Source organism: Acidobacteriota bacterium (assembly GCA_016700075.1).
GTDB lineage: Bacteria > Acidobacteriota > Blastocatellia > Pyrinomonadales > Pyrinomonadaceae > OLB17.
In genome coordinates, this window is record CP065000.1 from 2,391,493 (window position 1) to 2,410,355 (window position 18,863).

At 57.8% G+C, this 18,863-nt stretch carries 16 protein-coding genes; 7 read left to right on the forward strand and 9 right to left on the reverse strand.

Annotation, left to right across the window (positions count from 1 at the left end):
* Positions 1–22: 22 nt before the first annotated feature.
* Positions 23–496, forward strand: coding sequence for a protein-disulfide reductase DsbD N-terminal domain-containing protein (locus tag IPM50_10870; protein ID QQS32167.1), 474 nt, complete (start codon positions 23–25; stop codon positions 494–496).
* Here the strand turns inward: IPM50_10870 and pgeF are convergent.
* Positions 471–1,367 (reverse strand): peptidoglycan editing factor PgeF, encoded by an 897-nt coding sequence (gene pgeF, locus IPM50_10875; GenBank protein ID QQS32168.1) that lies wholly within the window; start codon positions 1,365–1,367, stop codon positions 471–473. The genes IPM50_10870 and pgeF overlap by 26 nt on opposite strands.
* On the opposite strand from pgeF, the gene IPM50_10880 reads away from it, so the two are divergent.
* Entirely contained in the window at positions 1,342–1,719 is a 378-nt protein-coding gene (locus IPM50_10880) for a holo-ACP synthase (protein QQS32169.1), read from the forward strand. The genes pgeF and IPM50_10880 overlap by 26 nt on opposite strands.
* A gap of 10 nt (positions 1,720–1,729) precedes the next feature.
* Here IPM50_10880 and IPM50_10885 read toward each other — a convergent pair whose 3' ends face one another.
* The 3 genes from IPM50_10885 to IPM50_10895 all read right to left on the reverse strand — a co-directional run bounded on the left by IPM50_10885 (position 1,730) and on the right by IPM50_10895 (position 6,903).
* Entirely contained in the window at positions 1,730–3,661 is a 1,932-nt protein-coding gene (locus IPM50_10885; GenBank protein QQS32170.1) for a hypothetical protein, read from the reverse strand.
* Positions 3,661–5,376, reverse strand: coding sequence for a DNA/RNA non-specific endonuclease (locus tag IPM50_10890; protein QQS32171.1), 1,716 nt, complete (start codon positions 5,374–5,376; stop codon positions 3,661–3,663). The genes IPM50_10885 and IPM50_10890 overlap by 1 nt, the downstream gene beginning before the upstream one ends.
* Before the next feature lie 120 nt (positions 5,377–5,496).
* Positions 5,497–6,903, reverse strand: coding sequence for a M28 family metallopeptidase (locus IPM50_10895; GenBank protein QQS32172.1), 1,407 nt, complete (start codon positions 6,901–6,903; stop codon positions 5,497–5,499).
* A 61-nt stretch (positions 6,904–6,964) separates the two neighbouring features.
* Here IPM50_10895 and IPM50_10900 point away from each other — a divergent pair, with 61 nt between their 5' ends.
* On the forward strand, positions 6,965–8,608 hold the full coding sequence (locus IPM50_10900) for a tetratricopeptide repeat protein (protein ID QQS32173.1): 1,644 nt from the start codon (positions 6,965–6,967) through the stop codon (positions 8,606–8,608).
* Positions 8,609–8,614: 6 nt separating this feature from the next.
* Here the strand turns inward: IPM50_10900 and IPM50_10905 are convergent, their stop codons facing one another.
* On the reverse strand, positions 8,615–9,715 hold the full coding sequence (locus IPM50_10905) for a hypothetical protein (protein ID QQS32174.1): 1,101 nt from the start codon (positions 9,713–9,715) through the stop codon (positions 8,615–8,617).
* A 199-nt stretch (positions 9,716–9,914) separates the two neighbouring features.
* Complete coding sequence (locus tag IPM50_10910; GenBank protein ID QQS32175.1) at positions 9,915–10,859, reverse strand: sigma-70 family RNA polymerase sigma factor; 945 nt, start codon at positions 10,857–10,859, stop codon at positions 9,915–9,917.
* A gap of 174 nt (positions 10,860–11,033) precedes the next feature.
* Here IPM50_10910 and IPM50_10915 point away from each other — a divergent pair, with 174 nt between their 5' ends.
* Complete coding sequence (locus IPM50_10915) at positions 11,034–11,294, forward strand: UPF0175 family protein (protein ID QQS32176.1); 261 nt, start codon at positions 11,034–11,036, stop codon at positions 11,292–11,294.
* Positions 11,291–11,767, forward strand: coding sequence for a DUF3368 domain-containing protein (locus IPM50_10920; GenBank protein QQS32177.1), 477 nt, complete (start codon positions 11,291–11,293; stop codon positions 11,765–11,767). Before IPM50_10915 ends, IPM50_10920 begins: the two co-directional genes overlap by 4 nt.
* A 49-nt stretch (positions 11,768–11,816) precedes the next feature.
* On the opposite strand, the gene IPM50_10925 is transcribed toward IPM50_10920, so the two are convergent.
* The gene (locus tag IPM50_10925) at positions 11,817–12,833 is read right to left on the reverse strand and encodes a hypothetical protein (GenBank protein QQS32178.1); all 1,017 of its coding nucleotides are present in this window, start codon (positions 12,831–12,833) and stop codon (positions 11,817–11,819) included.
* An 88-nt stretch (positions 12,834–12,921) separates the two neighbouring features.
* Complete coding sequence (gene bshA, locus IPM50_10930) at positions 12,922–14,067, reverse strand: N-acetyl-alpha-D-glucosaminyl L-malate synthase BshA (protein QQS32179.1); 1,146 nt, start codon at positions 14,065–14,067, stop codon at positions 12,922–12,924.
* Positions 14,068–14,196: 129 nt separating this feature from the next.
* On the opposite strand from bshA, the gene IPM50_10935 reads away from it, so the two are divergent.
* Entirely contained in the window at positions 14,197–16,797 is a 2,601-nt protein-coding gene (locus IPM50_10935) for a serine/threonine protein kinase (GenBank protein QQS32180.1), read from the forward strand.
* Positions 16,798–16,803: 6 nt separating this feature from the next.
* On the forward strand, positions 16,804–17,667 hold the full coding sequence (locus tag IPM50_10940; GenBank protein ID QQS32181.1) for a polyphosphate kinase 2 family protein: 864 nt from the start codon (positions 16,804–16,806) through the stop codon (positions 17,665–17,667).
* Here the strand turns inward: IPM50_10940 and IPM50_10945 are convergent.
* A complete protein-coding gene (locus IPM50_10945) occupies positions 17,636–18,811 on the reverse strand; it encodes a PQQ-dependent sugar dehydrogenase (protein ID QQS32182.1) in 1,176 nt (391 codons plus the stop codon). The genes IPM50_10940 and IPM50_10945 overlap by 32 nt on opposite strands.
* Between the last annotated feature and the right edge of the window lie 52 nt (positions 18,812–18,863).

Below are 18,863 nucleotides of genomic sequence, written 5' to 3' on the forward strand. Positions count from 1 at the left end.
GGGAAAAACATCGATAATTCTTATGAGAAAAAGCGTATTCACACTTAGCGTTGCTGCGTTTCTGCTGTTGGTGTTCGGTGCCGCTGAACAGGCTTCAGCTCAGTCGGCAAGCGGCTCGATAGGCAACGGAACAGTATCCCGAGGCAAGACCGCTCGTGCGGTCGTCGTGCTGGACATTCCCGCAGGGCTTCATACCAATTCCAATCGTCCCGGCAGCGAATACGCCATTCCCACAACGGTCCGCCCGAGTGCCCGCGGCATCACCATCGGCCGCGTCGCCTATCCGCCGGGCCGCAACAAAAAACTAGCGTTCTCGGAACGCCCTCTGAATGTTTACACAGGCAAGGTGCGGTTCCCGTTCAACGTGACGGTGCCGGCGAACTACCGTGGTTCTACGATCTCCGTGAACGTCGCCGTGCGGTTTCAGGCTTGTACTGATGAGGTTTGCTACGCGCCGAAAACCCAGAATATCACGCTGACGGCGAACGTCCGATGACGGAGAGCAGCCGCCCCGTCTTGCCGTATTTCGGCCGGTCCTTTCGATAAGAAAAGAAAATATCGTCGCGTTCCATTGTACAATATGGAGCCGTGAAAATTGCGGTATCCGGAATTCCCGCCGCGATGAGCTGGTCGCGGTTGACTGCATGCAGATCGACAAGTGCGTGGCCGGGCCGAGTCGGCGAAAAATACCGCATCACATCGTCACCGAAAGCTTCGCGAAAAGCCGTCATCACGTCCTCGCCTATCTCATAATTTCGCCCGCATGCCGCAGGGCCGATCGCCGTGATCATGTTTTCAGGCGTCGCGCCGAATTCACGCATCAGCATCTTGACAGCCTTTTTTGCTATCGACAGCGCCGTTCCGCGCCAGCCCGCATGGGCCGCGGCAAAGCTCCGCGTCGCCGTGTCCCCTATCAGAATTGGAACGCAGTCCGCCGTTTTTACCGCCGCAAGAATGCCGTCCATCGCCGAGGCAACGGCATCTGCCTTGTCGTCATTCTCCGGAATATCTTGGTCATCTTTGACCAATTTTATGCGGTCGCCGTGCTCCTGCCAGACGGTCGCGAGCAGAAATTCATCACCGACAACATTCAAAAAACGCCGCCTGTTCTCGGCGATCAGCTCTTCTGAATCGTCGTTATACCCCGCAAGATTCAGGCTGTTCTCAGGTATTGCGGACACGCCGCCGAGCCGCGTCGAAAACCCGTTCGCAAAGCCCGCCGCTTCCAATGCGGTGCAAACAAGCACCTTTACGCCGCTGCGTTCTCGCCAACAAAAGCCTGAATCTGCTAAAGTTCTTTCATCATCCGGCCACTGGCCAACGGCCACTGACCCCTGTTCCATGATCATCTCGACGGGCATCGACATAGTTGAAGTCTATCGCATACGCGAAACGCTCGCCAGAACGCCGCGTTTTCGCGAGCGAGTGTTCACCGACGCCGAACGTGAATACTGCGACGCCCGCGGCGCGGGCGCCGACAGTTCGTATGCTGCACGCTACGCGGCGAAAGAAGCATTTCTTAAAGCACTGAGAACAGGCTGGCGAGGGAAGATCGCCTGGACGGACATCGAGGTAGAGAATGACGACGCCGGAGCACCGTCGCTGAAACTCAGCGGCGAGGCAGAGCGGCTGTTCAACGAGATGGGAGCCTCGCGAATTCACCTTTCAATTTCCCACACGTCCGAACACGCCGTCGCACAGGTCATTTTCGAAAGCTGATCTGCGGCCTCTACTGCTGCGGCCTGGCGGCACGCGGGGTCGTGTTGAAATATGCGATCGCGGGGTCGTGGTCCGAGAAGTTCTCGAGCCGCTCGTTGTCGTTCCGGTAAGCTTTCGGAAAATCCGCGTTCAGCCGCCCGTAGCCGAAGCCGTGAATGAATGGCCGCAGCGACTGGCTGACGATGATGTGGTCCAGCACCTGGGCGTTTCCGTCGAAATGATACGAATAGCGCTGGTCTGCGGCGATCAGATCGACAAGGTTGACCATATCGGGATTCACTAGGTCCTCGGACGGATTCATCACCTGGTCGCGTGGTGCGGGCGTGCCCTTGATCGCTCCGATCACATCGACGATGCCGTCATTGAACTGATACGCGTTGAAATCGCCGACGAGGATGATCTTCGCGTTCGGATCGGCGGTCTGCGTCGCCTGTACCCATTTGGCGAGAAACTCGGCCTGCAGGCGTTTTTTCGTTCTTACGTCGTCCTGACGTTTCGGGTCGTTGTAGCCGAGGAATGATTTCAGATGGTTCACGACCGTGATGAATTCGAACGGCGTTTCGCTGTCCTTAGGAGTAAAGGACGCACGCAGCATCAGCGGCGGACGGTCGTTCAGCAGACGCTGCTCACGCGAGCCGGGCGAAGTGTACTTTTCGTCCTTGCCGAACTGCTTTACCTCGAGCACCTTGATCTTCGACGTTTTCACAAGGAAACCGACATTGATGCCGCGGCCGTCGTTGCCGCGAACGACGTGTGCCTCATATTTGGGATCGGTGCCGCCCGCTGCCACGGCGTCAGCGTTTATGCGGTTGCCCAACCGCTGCAGCGATGCCTGATTTTCGACCTCGACCATGCCGATGACGTCCGGCATGTTCATTACCAGCCGAACGCCGGCCGATATCTTTCGCAGGCGCTGCGTGAACGATTCCGCCGTTACGATCTCTTCGTTTATTCCCGGATCGTCCTCGTCATCGAACAGATTTTCCACGTTCATCGCCGCCACCGAGAACTGCGTGTCGGTGGGCGCCGGCATCTTAAAGCTCTTCAGCGTTGACGAGACCGACGGCCTCGAATCGGGGTCGGTCAATATCGCGTACGAGCGGAACGCGTAATACATCACGCCCGTCAGGTTCTTCAGCTCGGTCTGCGACGGTACGTCGATGGCCTGCGAGCCTAGCTGTGCCATGCTCTCGACGCGCAATACGTGCGGGTTCGAGTTGAAGATCGGCATCTTGGGCCAATTTTTTCTGAAATCGTTCTTATCCTTGTCGGGCAGCAGAATGAAATCGTAAATGTTGAATCCCGGCTCGCGGAAAGGCCGCGGCATTCCCTTTACAACGCCGTAAAAAACGCCGTTCGACGTCGCCCTATTGTTTATGTTGTCGATGCGCCCGCCTGTCGGCTGCGTGACGGTCATTTCAGCGACCATCACCCGCATACCTTCGAACCGCTCAAGCTCGTCGATGGTGCGGGCGCTCATGTCGTTCGCACCGATGACGGTTGGTTTCGGCAGCGGATTATCTTTCGACAGGACCTGGATCAGGTCGCGGTTCTGCTGCATCACTATCTGCGTGATCGGCAGCGACATCGGCTCCGCAGTGGGCCTGAACTCGGTCACCTGGCCGGTCACGCTGACCAGATTGCCGACGGCGGCCTCGCCGCGGGGCTCGGTTCGGGTAAAGACGAATAGCCCTTCGCTGGTCGCGGGGTTGTTGTCGGTCTTGTCGTCGGGCGATTGGATGAAAAATCCGTTGCGCACACGGGCCGTAACAATGCCCGTGGTCTTTACCATCTGCCGTTCGTACGGCGATACGTTCTTATCGCCCTGAATTGCGTGTATCGGATATTCGCGTTGTGCGAATGCGGAAACCGCAGTTAAGGCGGAGAGCGAAATTACGACCGCAAAGCGGGCCATGCCGCGAAATGAATTCTTATAGAACATTACTGCTTATCCCGTTTTCTCTCTAAAATCTCCTGCGTATTCTTGCCTATCGCGGAGAAGAAATCGTATCCCGTAAGGTATTCGACCGCATCGACGGTCGTTCTGAAGGTCCGCCACGGCGTTGACTGCGTCAGAGGCGGCTGATTTGGGACGATGATCCCAAATGCGCGCGTTGCCTTCGTAATACGCTGCAGGTCATTATTGCCGTTGGGCAATATCAGAACTACTTTCCAGGTGACCTGCGGTATGACCACTTGTCCGCCCGCGATGGTGCCGGCATTTCCATGAGGGCCTGAGATTATATAGATCTCGTTGCCCTGGCTGGCGAGCGTGCGGCAGTAGTTCTCAAAATCGACCCACGGCCCCTGATTGTTCGCAGGCAGCTGCGGGATGATGTTGGTCATCAGGTACGTCGAATCGTTGATCGTCTGATTGACGGTGCGGTCGCCCGAAGGGCACATATGCCCGCGGTCGTAACCTGAGCCCGAATAATCGCTCGGCTGTACCTGATACCAGCCCGCCGGCAGTGATGTGTCAGGGCTAAAGCTGCCGCTGTTCGCCGAACCGATCCACGAGGTGTCAAGACGCCACGCGACCCAATTCGGCGTGCCTTTCGACCTGTTGTAGGACAGCGTGTATGCGGGCCGCTCGATCAAATAATTGTTCTGATTTGCCGGATCTGACGTTGCGTTCGACGGGTTGCCGAACAGCAGCGGATTCTCGTTCGGCAGCGGCGCGTTGACGTTGAGGTTCAGGTTGAGATTGACCGTCCGGCCTTGTCCGTCCGCTGCGAGGCCCGTTATCTGCTTCGTGCCGCCGCTGACCGTTGTTGGGACAGTCGCCAGGAACGAGAAAATATTATCGCCCGCCGTAACGTCGCCGTTCGTACCGTCGTCAAAAAGCGGCTGCGACGCGGGGCCGTCGATATTCGTAAGGTTTACCGTGACGGTAATGCCGGTACTCGGCGGCGTGGTCGCGGGAATGACCGTCGCCGTCAGCAGAGTATTTCCCGGCGGTGTGACCGTCGTCGGGCTTGCTGTGAGCGATGCGAAAAGATTGGTTCCCGAGCCCGAACAGGTTACGGGTGCCGTCGATGTGTTGCGTGCCGCTGAAGGTGTGAGCGTCTGAAAATCGACCGAATTGTCGTCCGTGTCCTGACAGCCGTTCTGCAGCCTTGCTTTGCTGTTGCCGTCGCCGGGGGCCGTCGTTCGTGTTCCTTCAAAGAAGATGTTGCTGCCCGTTCCCCAGCCGACCGCGTCTATTACCGCACCGGAATTGGCCTCGCCCTGGCGTATCGCCAGGCCGCCGTTGGCGGCTGCCAGAGCACACGAGCATGTTGCATTGTTATAGGTAACGTTCGGCGTCACGCCGCCCGTATAGGATGTGGACGCGATCAGATAATACTGCCCCGCCTGCAGCACCGTCGATGTGGTCCAGGCGTGAAAATTTACGTCATTGGTCCCGTTCTGCGAGCGGTAAACGAGACGGTAGCCGTTCAGGTCGATCGGGGCGGCGCTCGTGTTCAGTATCTCGATGAACTCATCATTGGCATTTCCCGGCGAGCCTGCCTGAAATTGGCTGATAACGAGGTGCGGAGACACCAGAGTGCTGTCCGCGAGACCGAGCCGATCCGATTGAGCCGAGGTGTGCGCCTCAAAAAATAAACCAACGGCGGCCAAAACAGCGACCGCCACGAACAAAACAATACTTTTCATCAAAAAGAACGCCCCCAGGGCTCAACTGCCAATTTCCGAATTTGCGCGTGCAATCTATATTTCTACCACATTTCGACGTTCAGACGAAGAAAATCCGGTAAAACCGAGGTTACGAAAACGCTAATTCGAAGCTCTGGGCGTCGCCGCCGGCCTCGCCGCCTGAGCGGGCCGCGGATAGACCACGGGGCTCTTGTTGCCGGCCTTGTCCACCGCACGCACGCCGAAAAAGTAGTTGTCCTTAGACATATTCTTCACCGTGTACGCCGTTACATTGCCGACGAATTGCGAGTTGGTCCACACCGGCGATGTCGTGTCGCGCCAGACGATCTCGTAGCCCGCAAGGTCGGCTTCCGAATTTGCGTCCCATTTCAGGTCGGTGTCGTTGGTCAGCCGTCCGGTTACGATGCCGACATTACGCGGCTTTGCGGGCGCATTCGCGAGTCCCGCGAGAGCGATCAGGTTCACGCGTGCGACATTGGCGTTGTATTCATAGTCAACGAGGTCCGGCGTGTCACCGTAGTTGATGCTGTTCTCTGTGCGGACGTTCTGGTGCTGGTGCGTGTAATCTTCGTCCGGCTCGGTAAATCGCACCGCCGCGAAACCGCGTTCGAGGAAAGGAATGTGGTCGCCGCCGCGTCCATAGCGGTCGCGCCGATAGATCATCCAAACACTAAAGTCTTTCAAATACCGCTCGGCTTGCTCTTTGATGTATCGGGCGAGCTGTCGCGACGAAGAATCATTCTCGCCGCCGACGCTGCGTCGCGTGTTCGCCTCGGCGGGCGTTTCATTCGACGGCACGCCCTCGCTGAAAACGCGAACCCGTTTACGATGCGGCGAATCCTTTTTCGTCAGCACGCCGCCGACGATGTCATTTGTGAACATCGCCTCGATGTTCATGTTCGCCTGCTTCGCCTGTTCGGCGTAATACGCGGCACCGAGCAGTCCCTGTTCCTCGCCCGGAACGGCCATAAAGATGATGGTCGCGTCAAATTTTCGCTTCGACATCACGCGGGCGAGCTCGAGCGAAACGGCAGTTCCCGAGGCATCATCGTTCGCTCCCGGAGCGTCGCATTTCGCGTCCGTCGGCGAAGTGCACATCGAATCGTAGTGCCCCGAAACGACGTAAATTCTGTCCGGTGCGGTCGTGCCTTTCAATATCGCGAAAACGTTGGTCAGAACCGTCGGCTCCGGTATGCGGGCGGCCTTTTCCTGCGTAAATGCCTGTTTTTGCACGTCCAGGCACCCGCCGCACTCACGGCTGATACGCGTGAATTCTTCAAATATCCAATCGCGTGCCGCACCGATGCCGCGTGTCGGGTCGTTCTGCTCCGACAGCGTGTTCCGCGTACCGAAAGACACCAGCTTGCGAACGTAGCCCTCGATGTTCTTGGCGGAGACCTCTTTGACCATCTTCGCGACCTCGGGGTCGGGTTTTGACCCTACGTTCTGTGCCGGAGATCCGGCTGCCAAGAAAAGGCTAAGTGCAGCGGCGCTTAGCAACATATAACCAATAGATTTGTTTCGCATCGTTTTACGCTATATATTATGCAAAAGTCCTACAAATTCTACAGCCAAAGGAGGCAAGATCATGAAAGCTCTAGCATTGATTTTGATAGCCGCTTCATTTGTGTGCGCTCAGCACGGGCACGGCACTTCCAAAGCGGCTACGACCAAAAAAGCGATCTGGCTCGACAACGGGCTCGGCGACGTTGACCATCCTGTGTCAACGAACAATAGCGAGGCTCAGAAATTTTTCAATCAAGGCCTAGCCTATCTTTACGCGTTCAATCATGACGCTGCCGTCGCCTCATTCAAACACGCGGCCGAGATGGATCCTGATCTCGCGATGGCATACTGGGGCATCGCTTTGGGACTGGGTGCCAATTACAACGACCCCGCAGGGCCCGAGCGTTTTGCCGCCGCGTACCAGTACCTGAAAAAGGCACAGGCAGCAGCCTCGAAAGCATCACCGGCAGAGCAGGCGTATATCGCGGCGTTGGCAAAACGCTATTCCCGGGATCCGAATGCGGATCAGCAGAAATTGGCAAACGATTACACCGCGGCGATGGCGGAATTGGTGAAGAATTACCCTGACGATCTTGACGCGGCCACGCTTTATGCAGAAAGCATGATGAACCTGCGTCCGTGGCAGCTATGGTCGCTCGATGGAAAACCCGCACCCGGAACGCTCGAGATAATCGCCGTCCTCGAGGGCGTTCTTAGGCGCAATCCGAACCACACGGGGGCGAACCACTATTACATTCACGCCGTCGAGGCAAGCCCGACGCCCGAACGAGGCACCGCGGCGGCGAACCGCCTGATGGACCTCGCGCCGAATGCGGGCCATCTGGTGCATATGCCCTCGCATATTTACCTCAGGACGGGCGATTACGAGGCGTCGGTCAAGAGCAATCAGGCGGCGATCATCGCGGACAGGAAGTTCATCGAGCGCAGCGGTGCTTCGGGCGCGTATCCGCTGATGTACTACAACCACAATATACACATGCTTGCCGCGTCATTTGCGGGGAACGGCAATTACGCCTCTGCGATCAAGACGGCAAATGAGCTCGCCGCGAACGCAGGCCCGAATGTGAAGGACGTGCCGGCGGTTGAGATGTTCATGCCGTATCCGATCATCGTGGATGTGCGGTTCCACAAATGGGACGAGGTGCTCGCGTTCCCGCGGCCCGCCGCGCATATGCTCACGACGATAGCTCATTGGCATTTCGCCCGCGGAATGGCATTCGCCGAGACCGGGCGGCCCGCTGATGCTGAAAAGGAGCTTGCCGCGATGCGTGAGACGGCAGCGAAGATACCCGCAGAAGCTGCGTTGTTCACCAATTCGGTCAGCTCCGTTCTGAAGGTTGCCGATGACCTGCTGAGCGGACAGATCGCTGAATCGAAAGGCGACCGCAAAAAAGCGATCGGCCTATTGCGTTCCGCTCTTGAATTGGAGGGAAAGATCAACTACGCGGAGCCGCCCGATTGGGACCTGCCCATTCGCGAATGGTTGGGACGCGCCCTGCTCAGAGACGGCCAATATGCTCAAGCCGAAACCGTTTATCGTGATGAGATAGAGCGAAGCCCTCGGAGCGGCCGTGCACTTTTCGGATTGGCAGAGGCCCTAAGAAAGCAGGGAAAGACGTCGTCCGCGAGGTTCGTACAGCGTGAGTTCGAGCGGGCGTGGGCAGGAGCCGACGGCAAATTAGAGGTCGAAAGACTCTATAAATAATGTGAGCTACTGAATTCGATACGCTTTGTCTTTCCAGACGACGATAAGCGTGCCGGAAATGCGATCGGCGATCGAGCGAAGGCCGCTGTCGAGCTTTTTGTAATCTTCGCTGCCGCGTCGGACGTTGGTCGTCGCCTGGCCGCGATATGCGGTGTCGGTCCAGACGCCGTTCACGTTCTCGAAAGTGCGGCCGCCCGCGGATCTTTGCTCGCGTGCACGGCCCGCCTGGCCGTCGAGCTGAACTTGGTTCGACTGCACTTGTGCAGGCCCGGAACGCGTCGGGGCTGATCTGGCGGTTGCCGGCGGAGGAGCGTCGCGGCGTTCCAAGCGGTCCTCTGTTGCTTTTCGCTTCGCCAGGGCGGCATCCTTGCTCTCTTCTTTACTGACCTCCGCCGCTTTGGCGTCATCAGCAACAGGAGCCGCTGCGGCAGGCTGTGCCGGAGCCGACATAACCGTCGGCGGCGGCGGAGCAGCAGCGTCAAGTTCACGGTCAGCCGAAGCAAGGCCGGTTCCTTGTCCCACACCTATGCCCGAACCTGAACCGCCGGGCATGCGGCCCGTTCCAGTTGAGTTAGCCGCGATCATGTTCGACGGCGTAGCTGCCGTCTCGGCATTTGACGGCTTCTGTTCCTCGGGAGCGGCAGCGATGTTGGCTGCGGGGGCGGCGGTGTTTGCCGCAGGTTCCTGTTCGATGTTCCTTGAGATCGTAGAATCCGATTCTGCCTGCCGCGTCTGCAAAACCAAATAGCCCAAACCGACCGCAAACGCCAGCAGCAGCAAGCCGAACGCCGCCGCGAATCCCGGCGAACGCAGAAGCCCGCTGTACCACGGCAATTTGGACACGGCGGCCGGCACCGCCGCAGGCACTGCGTCTGCGACAGTTTCAGGCGCACGTAAACTGACGGCGAGAGCGAGCTTTTGCCGGCAGTCATCGCAATCCGCGAAATGCGCGGCATACGTCAGCCGCGTCTTTTCCGGAAGAGCGTTTTCGACAAACGCAGCCATCGCATCGGCGTCCGCATGAGCGGCTGCCGGCGTCGGCGCAGGTATGCTGTTCCGCGAAGCACGCAGGATAGCATCAATTTCTTTGTCGAATAACGGTTCCATTCAATTGTTAGCCACCGAGATCACAGAGGTCACAGAGAAAAAGTGGCCGGTTGTCAGTGGCCGGTGGCCGGAAACAAAGATCAAAAACCCAAAGCCCAAAACCAAATCCCTCCGCGCTTCTACCTTCTGTCTTCTGCCTTTTCCCTCCGTGTTCTCTGTGCTCTCTGTGGCCGATCTCCCGGCCTATATTAAGAACGCGCTACAGCCAGATCTCTTGCAGCAGCACCGCGAGCGTGATCGCGGCGAACATCGTCTCAAGGCTGACGCCGAGGCTTTCCGCCGTCTCGCTCAGGTATTTTTTGACCTCGTTATCGGTCCAGCCGAGCTTGTTTTTGAGTGTTCGTTCGACGCCCTTGCGAATTTCCGACTGAATTCGGGCGAGTTTTCGGCTGGCGGTCGCCTCGTGATAGCCGAAAGTGTCGGCGATCTGTTTCAGCCTCAGCTCGTCAAAATAATAGAGCTTCATTATCAGGCGGTCTTCTGCGTCGAGTTCCGAGACGGTCTGAGCGAGTGCCTCGGTCACGTCGGCGGCTGTGCGGCTGTCTGTCAGCAGATCTTCGGGGCTCGGGTCATACGCGATCAGTTCGCCCTCGCCTGCGGCCTCATTCGCGAGATTCTCGAATTCGCGGTCTTCCTCGATCTGAACGTATTTCGCCTGTTTCCTAAAGCCGTCCACCGCAAGCTGCGCCGTGACCGCACGCAGCCAGCCGCCGAGGCTGCCGCGGCCCGAATAATACGCCAGCTTGCTTTTCTTGTTGCCGTCGGCATCGGTCCTTAGGCCGTAAAGCTCCGCCCAGATCGACGACGCAAGGTCTTCGGCGTCCTCGGTATTCGACGCTGCCTTGCGTGCCGCACTTTTTACGGTCGGGTCGAATTGTTGTACCAGAGCTTCCCATGCCGTCTCATCGCCGCGTTCGCAGGCAATGACGAGGCACAGGTCGTCGGCGCGAATTTCGTCGATAAATGCTTTGATGTCAGCATTTACGATGTCGGGGTTGTCGCGGAAAAGATATTTTTCGAGTGCCGCCTCGACACGCGCGACGATATCGCCGCCAACAAGCCCGCGTGCATTTTCCGCACGCGAAATGAGCCGCTCAACGGCCTCGTCGATCGTCGCTTTGTGTTTTGCCGGGATCACTGCCATCTGGGTCGAGACGATTTTAGCATCAATTCGCATCCCATTGCGCTTCTGCCAACCCTATTTCAAATGCTTCCTCAAAAACGACACGATCTTGTACCCGTCAATGTGATTCCGCAGCTTTTTGCCGAAACAATAATTTCGTAGAAATCTGCTCAATGATGATAGAATTTAGTTGTTATGGAGGTTACAGTTTCAATTCCGGACGGCTTCATTCCGCCTTTTAGAAGTGAAGACGAACTTGCACGCGAGATGCTTGAGGCTTATGCCATCGAGAATTATCGGCAGGAGAAGATCAGCCTGGGGCGACTCGCAGAGATCCTTGACCTCTCGATCGATCAGGCTAACGCGCTGTTGAAGGATCGTAATGTTCCAAACCCGTATGATAAGGAAGACATGGAACGTGATCTTCAAACTATCGAACTGCTCTTCAACAAATGATCGTTGTTTCCGATACGACGCCGATCCATTATCTGATACTCATTGACAGAGAGTTTGTCCTTCCGGCACTGTTCGGAGAGGTGCTGGTGCCCGAGGAAGTTCTTCGGGAGATGTGTCATCCGAATGCTCCACTCATCGTCCGAGAATGGGCCAGATCAAAACCGGATTGGGTTGTATCGAGGTCTATAATCGACGGCAGCGTTATCGAGGGCCTGGACGCCGGTGAAACTGCGGCAATAAACATTGCGCTTGAGATCGATGCTGACGCCGTATTGATGGATGATCGTAGGGGCATTCGAGAGGCAACACGGCGAGGGCTGCGAACGCTCACGACCTTTGCTCTCCTTGAGCAGGCTTCTAAAGCAGGTTTGATCGATCTTGCGGAGAGTATCGCCGCACTTGCAGCCACCACATTTCGGATGCCGTCGGAGTCGATCATTAAGGGCTTTCTGGATCGGAACAGTTCCGGATAATCAGCTTAGGTTACATCGCAGTAATATTTTCGACGATGAGTGTATCGAGCTACCGCAGGTGCTTCCTCAAAAACGACACGATCTTGTACCCGTCGATATAGACCCACGGTTTTTCGCCGAGAGTGTAGTGGCCGCAGGGCAGGACGGTTTCGGAGTGTTTGATGCCGTTGCGGCGGAGTGCGGCCATCGTTTCGAGCGAGAGGTCGAGCGGGAAAGTGAGGTCGTAGCGCGTGTAGATATAACGCTGCGGCCGCGGCGGCTGTGCGGCGAGTTTCGGCATGTAGGTCAGCGGCGATATCGGCCGCCACATCTCGCGAAGCTCTTCGAGCGTGACGTGTTCTTCCAGCGATTCTTTGACGTGATAGGTCGAAAGCCCGTGCCAGACGACGTCCGAAAAATAGCCCGAAACGTGATTGAAAACACCCGCTTCGATGTCCATATCGTGGACGAACGCCAGAAATCCCGTGCATGAGCCGATGCTGGTGCCGACCAGGCCGACGCGTTCATAGCCCTGTGTTTTCAGCCATTTAACAGCGGCACGCGTGTCCATTACCGCCTGGCGGACGCTTTGCAGTGTGCGGCCGATATTCGGCGCGACCAGATGATCGGCGCGTTCCAGATCGGGCGGCATACGCTCTTCGTGATACGGCATCGTCAGCCGAAATGCCGACACGCCGAGCCGTGCGAAAAGCTTTGCAAGGTCGAAATACGTCCCGGCCTTAGCATTCCAATGCGGCAAAATCACGACGGCAGAGCGTTTGTTCTTATTGGCGGGGAAATAGCGTGCGATCGCGGTATTATTCTCGGCGTCGGGCGTCTCCACCGCGCTTTGCCATCGTATGACGGCGTCGTTTTCGATGTATTCAATGCCGTTCGCGGGCAAGGCAAAATACTCATCGCTGCGTTCGATCCAGTCTGCGGAAAGGCGTTTCAGTTCGGCGGCCTCGCTGCCGGGCTCGGTCTCGCCGATCACGTATTCGGTGCCCCAGCCGAAAGGCCGAACTACGCGATTGTCGTTCAGCATCGCAAAGTGCCGTTCGCGGCCGTGCATGTAGCGTTTCAGCATACGGAAAATTAACCACAGATGAACACGGATGAACTCAGATCCGGAACGAACCTATCGGCATTCATCCGTGTCCATCTGTGGGCGAAACTCAAGCGGCAGATGCAGCTTTCGCACGGCGGACCACCTTTTCGTAAAACGCAATGTATTGCGGAATGATCTTTTCGGTGGAATAGCGTTCGACGGCGTTCTTGCGGCCGCGTTCGCCGAAATTTCGCCGCATTTCTTCGTCGCCGAGCAGACGCAGCGTGTCGGCGGTCATCTTTGTCACGTCGCCGACATCGCTCAGGAATCCCGTCTCGCCGTCGCCTACGACCTCAGGAATGCCGCCTATGCGCGTTGCGACGACGGGCACTTCGCAGGCCTGTGCTTCGAGGGCCGCGAGTCCGAAAGATTCGAGTTCCGACGGCAGCAAAAACACGTCCGCGATGCCGAGATAATCCGAGATATTCGACTGTTTACCGACGAACGTGACTTCGCCCTTGATGCCCATCTGTTCCGCTCGATAGCGAACCGCCGAGAGCTCAGGCCCGTCGCCGACGAAGATCAGCCGAGCCGCTTTGCCGGCGGCTTTGACGCCCGCCATTATCTCGACACAGTCCGCCGGGCGTTTGACCGCACGGAAATTCGACACGTGAACGAGCAGGCGTTCGCCGTTCGGTGCAAGCTCGCCTCGAAGCGGCGAATCGGGCGTCCGCGTGTAGTGCAGCGGGCAGATGAAATTCGGTATGACCTCGATATCGTCAAAATCGAACGTCTCGATGGTCGCCTGTTTCAGGAACTTTGAAACGGCCGTCACGCCGTCCGATTGCTGCAGCCCGTAACGCGTGATCGGCAGATAGCTGCGGTCGGCGCCGACCAGCGTGATGTCCGTCCCGTGCAGCGTCGTGATGACGGGCACGTACATCTTTTGCTTTATGGATTCGCGTGCCAATATCGCCGAGATCGAATGCGGTATCGCGTAGTGAACGTGCAGAACGTCGAGCTTTTCCGCACGTGCGACGGTCGCCATTTTTGTCGCCAGTGCGAGGTCGTAGGGCTGATGTTCGAACAGAGCGTAGGACATCATTTCGACCTCGTGAAAATGCACACGCTCGTTCAATTCCGTCACGCGCGTCGGCAGCACCGACGAGATGAAATGCACATTATGCCCGCGTTCGGCCAGGTCGCGGCCGAGCTCCGATCCGACGATGCCGCTGCCGCCGTATGTCGGATAAACTGTGATACCGATATTCATTACTCACCTCTCGGCAAATGAAAATCGTAACATTTTCGGCAAACCGAAACGAATTTTTCACTACGGCGAAAAAGTTTCTCGCAATTCACTGCGGTTTTCGCCTAAAATCATCGGGAAACAGTCCACGCAATGGCCGAAACGAGATGGGAGCTGACAAAGAGGCTTTTCGCTGAGGCGGCGGAACTTTCCGCCGCCGCCCGCGAAGAGTTTCTGCGCCGCGCCGCCGCCGGCGACGACAGCCTGATCGCGGAGGTCAATTCGCTGCTTGCTTCGGCCGATGAGACGGGCAACATCATCGAATCCAACGCCCTTGACCTGGAGGCGGGCCTTTGCACAGGCACGGCGAATTTCAAGGGGCAGACCTTTGGCAACTACCGCATCATTCGCGAAATTGGCAGCGGCGGCATGGGCAGCGTTTTTCTCGCCGAGCGTATCGACGGCCAGCTCGAGATGCAGGCCGCCCTGAAGATAGTCCGCCAGTCGATCGCGGGCAGCGAGGTCGTTTCGCAATTTCGCCGCGAACGCCAGATACTTGCCGATCTGCATCATCCGAACATCGCTGTGCTGCTAGACGGCGGCGTCAGCGGCCGCGGCGAGCCGTATCTGGCGATGGAATTTATCGACGGGCGTCCGCTGACCGAATTCGCTTCGGATGAAAACCTCGCTGTCGATGAACGCCTGCGGCTTTTTTTGAAGGTCTGCTCGGCGGTCGCATTCGCACACCGAAATCTCATCGTCCACCGCGACATCAAGCCGTCAAACATACTCGTAACGGCTGACGGTGAGCCGAAGCTGCTCGATTTCGGCCTCGCAAAGGCATTCGAGATGGACGCGAACACCACGCAGACGGGCTTTCGGGCGTTCACGCCGAGCTATGCGTCGCCCGAGCAGTTCTTGGGCAGAAATGTAACGACGCTGAGCGATGTTTACTCGCTCGGCGTGGTGCTGTATGAACTTCTGACAGGCCGCAAGCCTTTCAATTTCGAAGGCCGCAGCGTCGACGAGATGATCCGAACGATCACCGATGCCGATCCGCCGCGGCCAAGCGAGATATCACGCGGCGAGGCGGATACTTCGGGGCTCAGCCTCGACCGCGACCTCGACAACATCGTCCTGAAAGCACTGCAAAAAGAACCGGCGATGCGTTATGGCTCGGTCGAGGACCTCGGACGCGACATCGAACGTTATCTTGCGGGCGAGCCCGTCACGGCGAGGCCGAACACCTTCACGTATCGTGCCGGCAAGTTCATCAGGCGAAACCGCGTCGCTGTCGCCGCTGCGGGCGTCGTGCTGCTGTCGCTGATCGCGGGCCTTGCGGCTACAGCGTGGCAGTTCAACGAGACGCGAAAGGAACGCGACCGTGCCGAGGCTCGTTTCAACGATCTGCGCCAGCTTTCGAATTCGCTGCTGTTTGAGATCGCGCCAAAGATCGAGCGTCTGCAGGGCTCGCTTGCCGCACGCGAACTGATGCTGCAGCGTGCGGTCGAATATCTCGATGATCTCGCCGCCGAGGCACAGAACGATCTGCTGCTGCAGGCTGAGCTTGCCGCCGCATATGAAAAGGTCGGCGACCTGCAGGGCAATCCGGCGAACCCCAATTTCGTGATGCTCAACGACGCCGTCGCGAGCTACGAAAAGGCCCTGCGGATACGTCTGGACCTAGATGCGGCGGGCGTCAGTGATGCAGATTCGCGGCGTAAACTGGCGGCGACGCATCGGGCTCTCGGGCGTGTTTTGGGCGAAGCGAACGACTACGTCGCCGAACAGGAGCATCTGAAGCGTGCGATCGATATATTGAGCGGCCTGAGAACGCAGCAGCCGGATGACAACGAACTCAGCATCGCACTCGCCCAGCTCAATTTCGACGCCGGCGTCGGCCAGACCAGCCTGAGCAGCTACGGCAACGCGATACCTTTCTACGACAACGCCGTCGCCATTTTGACCGATGTCCCCGCGTCGCCGACGCGCGACCGCCTGCTGGCAAGCTGCTACGCACAGCGTGCATATTCGCTCTCGTGGGAATCGCGCCAGCCGGAGGCAGAGGCCGAGATGCAAAAGGCGATCGAAATAGCGGAAAAACAGGGCGAGGCCAACACGGACGCGATCGAGAACAGATGGCTGATCTATTGGCTCGCCGGCAACATCAACGAAGAGATAAACAACGATAAATTCTACGCTTTTCAGAAAAAGGCCGAAGAGATAGCCCGCCGCTCGTCGGAGGCTGACCCTTCGGACCTGCGTTCGCGTCAGCGGCTCGCCAAAACGCTCTCGCATCTCGGCCAGGCAGCCAACGATCTGGGCAGGACCGACGAAGCACTTCGGCATCTTGAAGAATCAAGCCGCATTTACCGCGGCATTATTGAAACTGAAACGCGCAACGGGCGCCTGCGGGCAGACCTTGCGGCATCACTGACGCGGCTCGGCGAAGCCCGCAAGAATCACGGCGACACCGCGGCGGCCCTCGACAGTTTCAACGAGGCCGTCGAAATGTACACCGCCGTCGCCGCCGAATATCCTCGCGATAAACGCACGCGGAACAACCTGGCGACGGTGTATTCAGAGATCGCGAAGATACGCGAACGCTCTCCCGCGGAAAGGACGGCCGCACTCGCGGGCTACAAGAAAGCCCTTTCACTGATGGAGGAAATGGAATCGCAAAAGGTGATATTGTCAGACTACGACCGCAAGTTTTTGGAAGAGATGCGGCTCGCTGTCCGCCGATTATCGTAAAGACATATGAACATAGACCAATTTCGCGTAACAGAAGGCACGAAACTCAACTTAAAGGATCACGATCCGGCGTTCTCGGACGGGCTGAAGGACAAGTCCGACGCGCTCGATGCCCTGCAAAAGAACATCGAGCGGATGACCGAGCTGCAGGATATGCTGTATGCACAGGACATCTATTCGCTGCTGATCGTTTTTCAGGCGATGGACGCCGCGGGCAAGGACGGCGCGATAAAACACGTGATGAGCGGCGTCAATCCACAGGGCGTCTCGGTGGCGTCGTTCAAGGCGCCGTCAGCCGAAGAGCGCGATCATGATTATCTGTGGCGTCACCAAAAGGCACTGCCCGAACGCGGCAAGATCGGCATTTTCAACCGCTCGCATTATGAAGAGGTGCTCGTCGTACGCGTGCATCAGGAGATACTGCAGGGCCAGCAGCTCCCGCCCGAGATAAAGAACGATCCCGACATATGGCAGAAGCGTTTCAACCACATACGCGATTGGGAACAGCACCTCACCGAGAACGGCACGCATATCATCAAATTTTTCCTGAACGTATCACGCGAGGAGCAGAAGAAACGCTTTCTGGAGCGCATAGCCGAGCCTGAAAAGAATTGGAAATTCTCCATCGGCGATGTACGCGAACGCAGCTACTGGAACGATTATATGCGTGCTTACGAAGACGCCATCTCAGCCACTTCGACCGACGCCGCACCGTGGTACGTCATCCCCGCCGACAAGAAATGGTACACGCGGCTCGCCATCTCCGAGGTCATCGTGAACAGGCTCGAAAATATGAACCTGCACTATCCAAAGATCACCGACGCACAGCGCGAAGAGCTCATCGCTGCGAAGACGGCACTGGAATCGTAACTAACCTCATGATGCGGTCGTCCGCCTTGTCGGGCGTGCCGCGGCCGTCGCGGTTCGACGTTGAGAAATACAGATATCCGTCCGGCCCTGCTGCGGCCTCGCGAACGCGGCCGACGTTGCCGGCGAGCAGGTCTTCCTGACGAACGACCTTGCGGCCGTCCATTACGATACGGATGATCTTTGCTCCGCGAAGGCAGCCGAGAAAGAAATTGCCTTTCCAGACCGGGAACTTATCGCCGTCGTAGAACGCACCGCTCGCGGGAGCGCACGCCGGCGTGTATTCGACGAGCGGCGGCTCCATTCCTTCTTTCGTTCGCGTGCCGTAGATCGTCGGCCAGCCGTAATTTTTGCCAGCTTCGACGATGTTCACTTCGTCCGCACCGCCGCCGCGGCCTTCGAAATGGCTCGGCCCGTGTTCGGTCTGAAACATCAGCCCGCTGCCCGGCTGCCACGCGAGGCCCTGTGCGTTTCTATGTCCCGTGGTCCAGATCTCGGGGCGATATCCCGCTTTTCCGACAAATGGATTGTCCTTGGGAACAGAACCGTCGTCGTTGAGACGCAGCGTCTTCCCGGCGAGCGACATATTGTCCTGCGACAGGTTCCAGTCGGTCGCGTCTCCGGTCGTCACATACAGCTTTCCGTCCGGCCCGAAACGGGCACGCGTACCGGCGTGGTTCGGTGCGGCGGGGATTTTCTCGATGATGATGGTCGGCTCGGTCAGCTTTTTGTCGGCAAGCCTGTAACGCACGATCTTTACCTGCTTGCCGTCCTCGCGATACGCATACGCGAGATAGACGAACGAATTTTTCGAAAAATCCGGATGCAGCGAAACATCCATCAGCCCGCTTTCGCTAGAGGGCTCAACGTCCGGCACGGTGAAAACGGGCTCCGTTCGCAGTTTGCCGCCCTCGATCAGGCGCACACGGCCCGGGCGTTCCGTAAACAGCAGATCGCCGTTCGGCAGCCACGCAAATGCCCACGGCACCTCGAGGCCCTCGGCGACCGTTTCGACCCTGAACTGAACGCCGTCAGCGGTCTGAAACTCGGTATTCTCAACGCCGCCCGTCGGTGCTGCGTTCGAGCACCCGAAAAGCACGGCAAACGGCATCATCACCACAAACAAGATCGCTCGCATAGTTTCCATATTACAGGGTTTGACGCGCGACGACACGCTTGCGGTTGCCGAAACCGTCTGG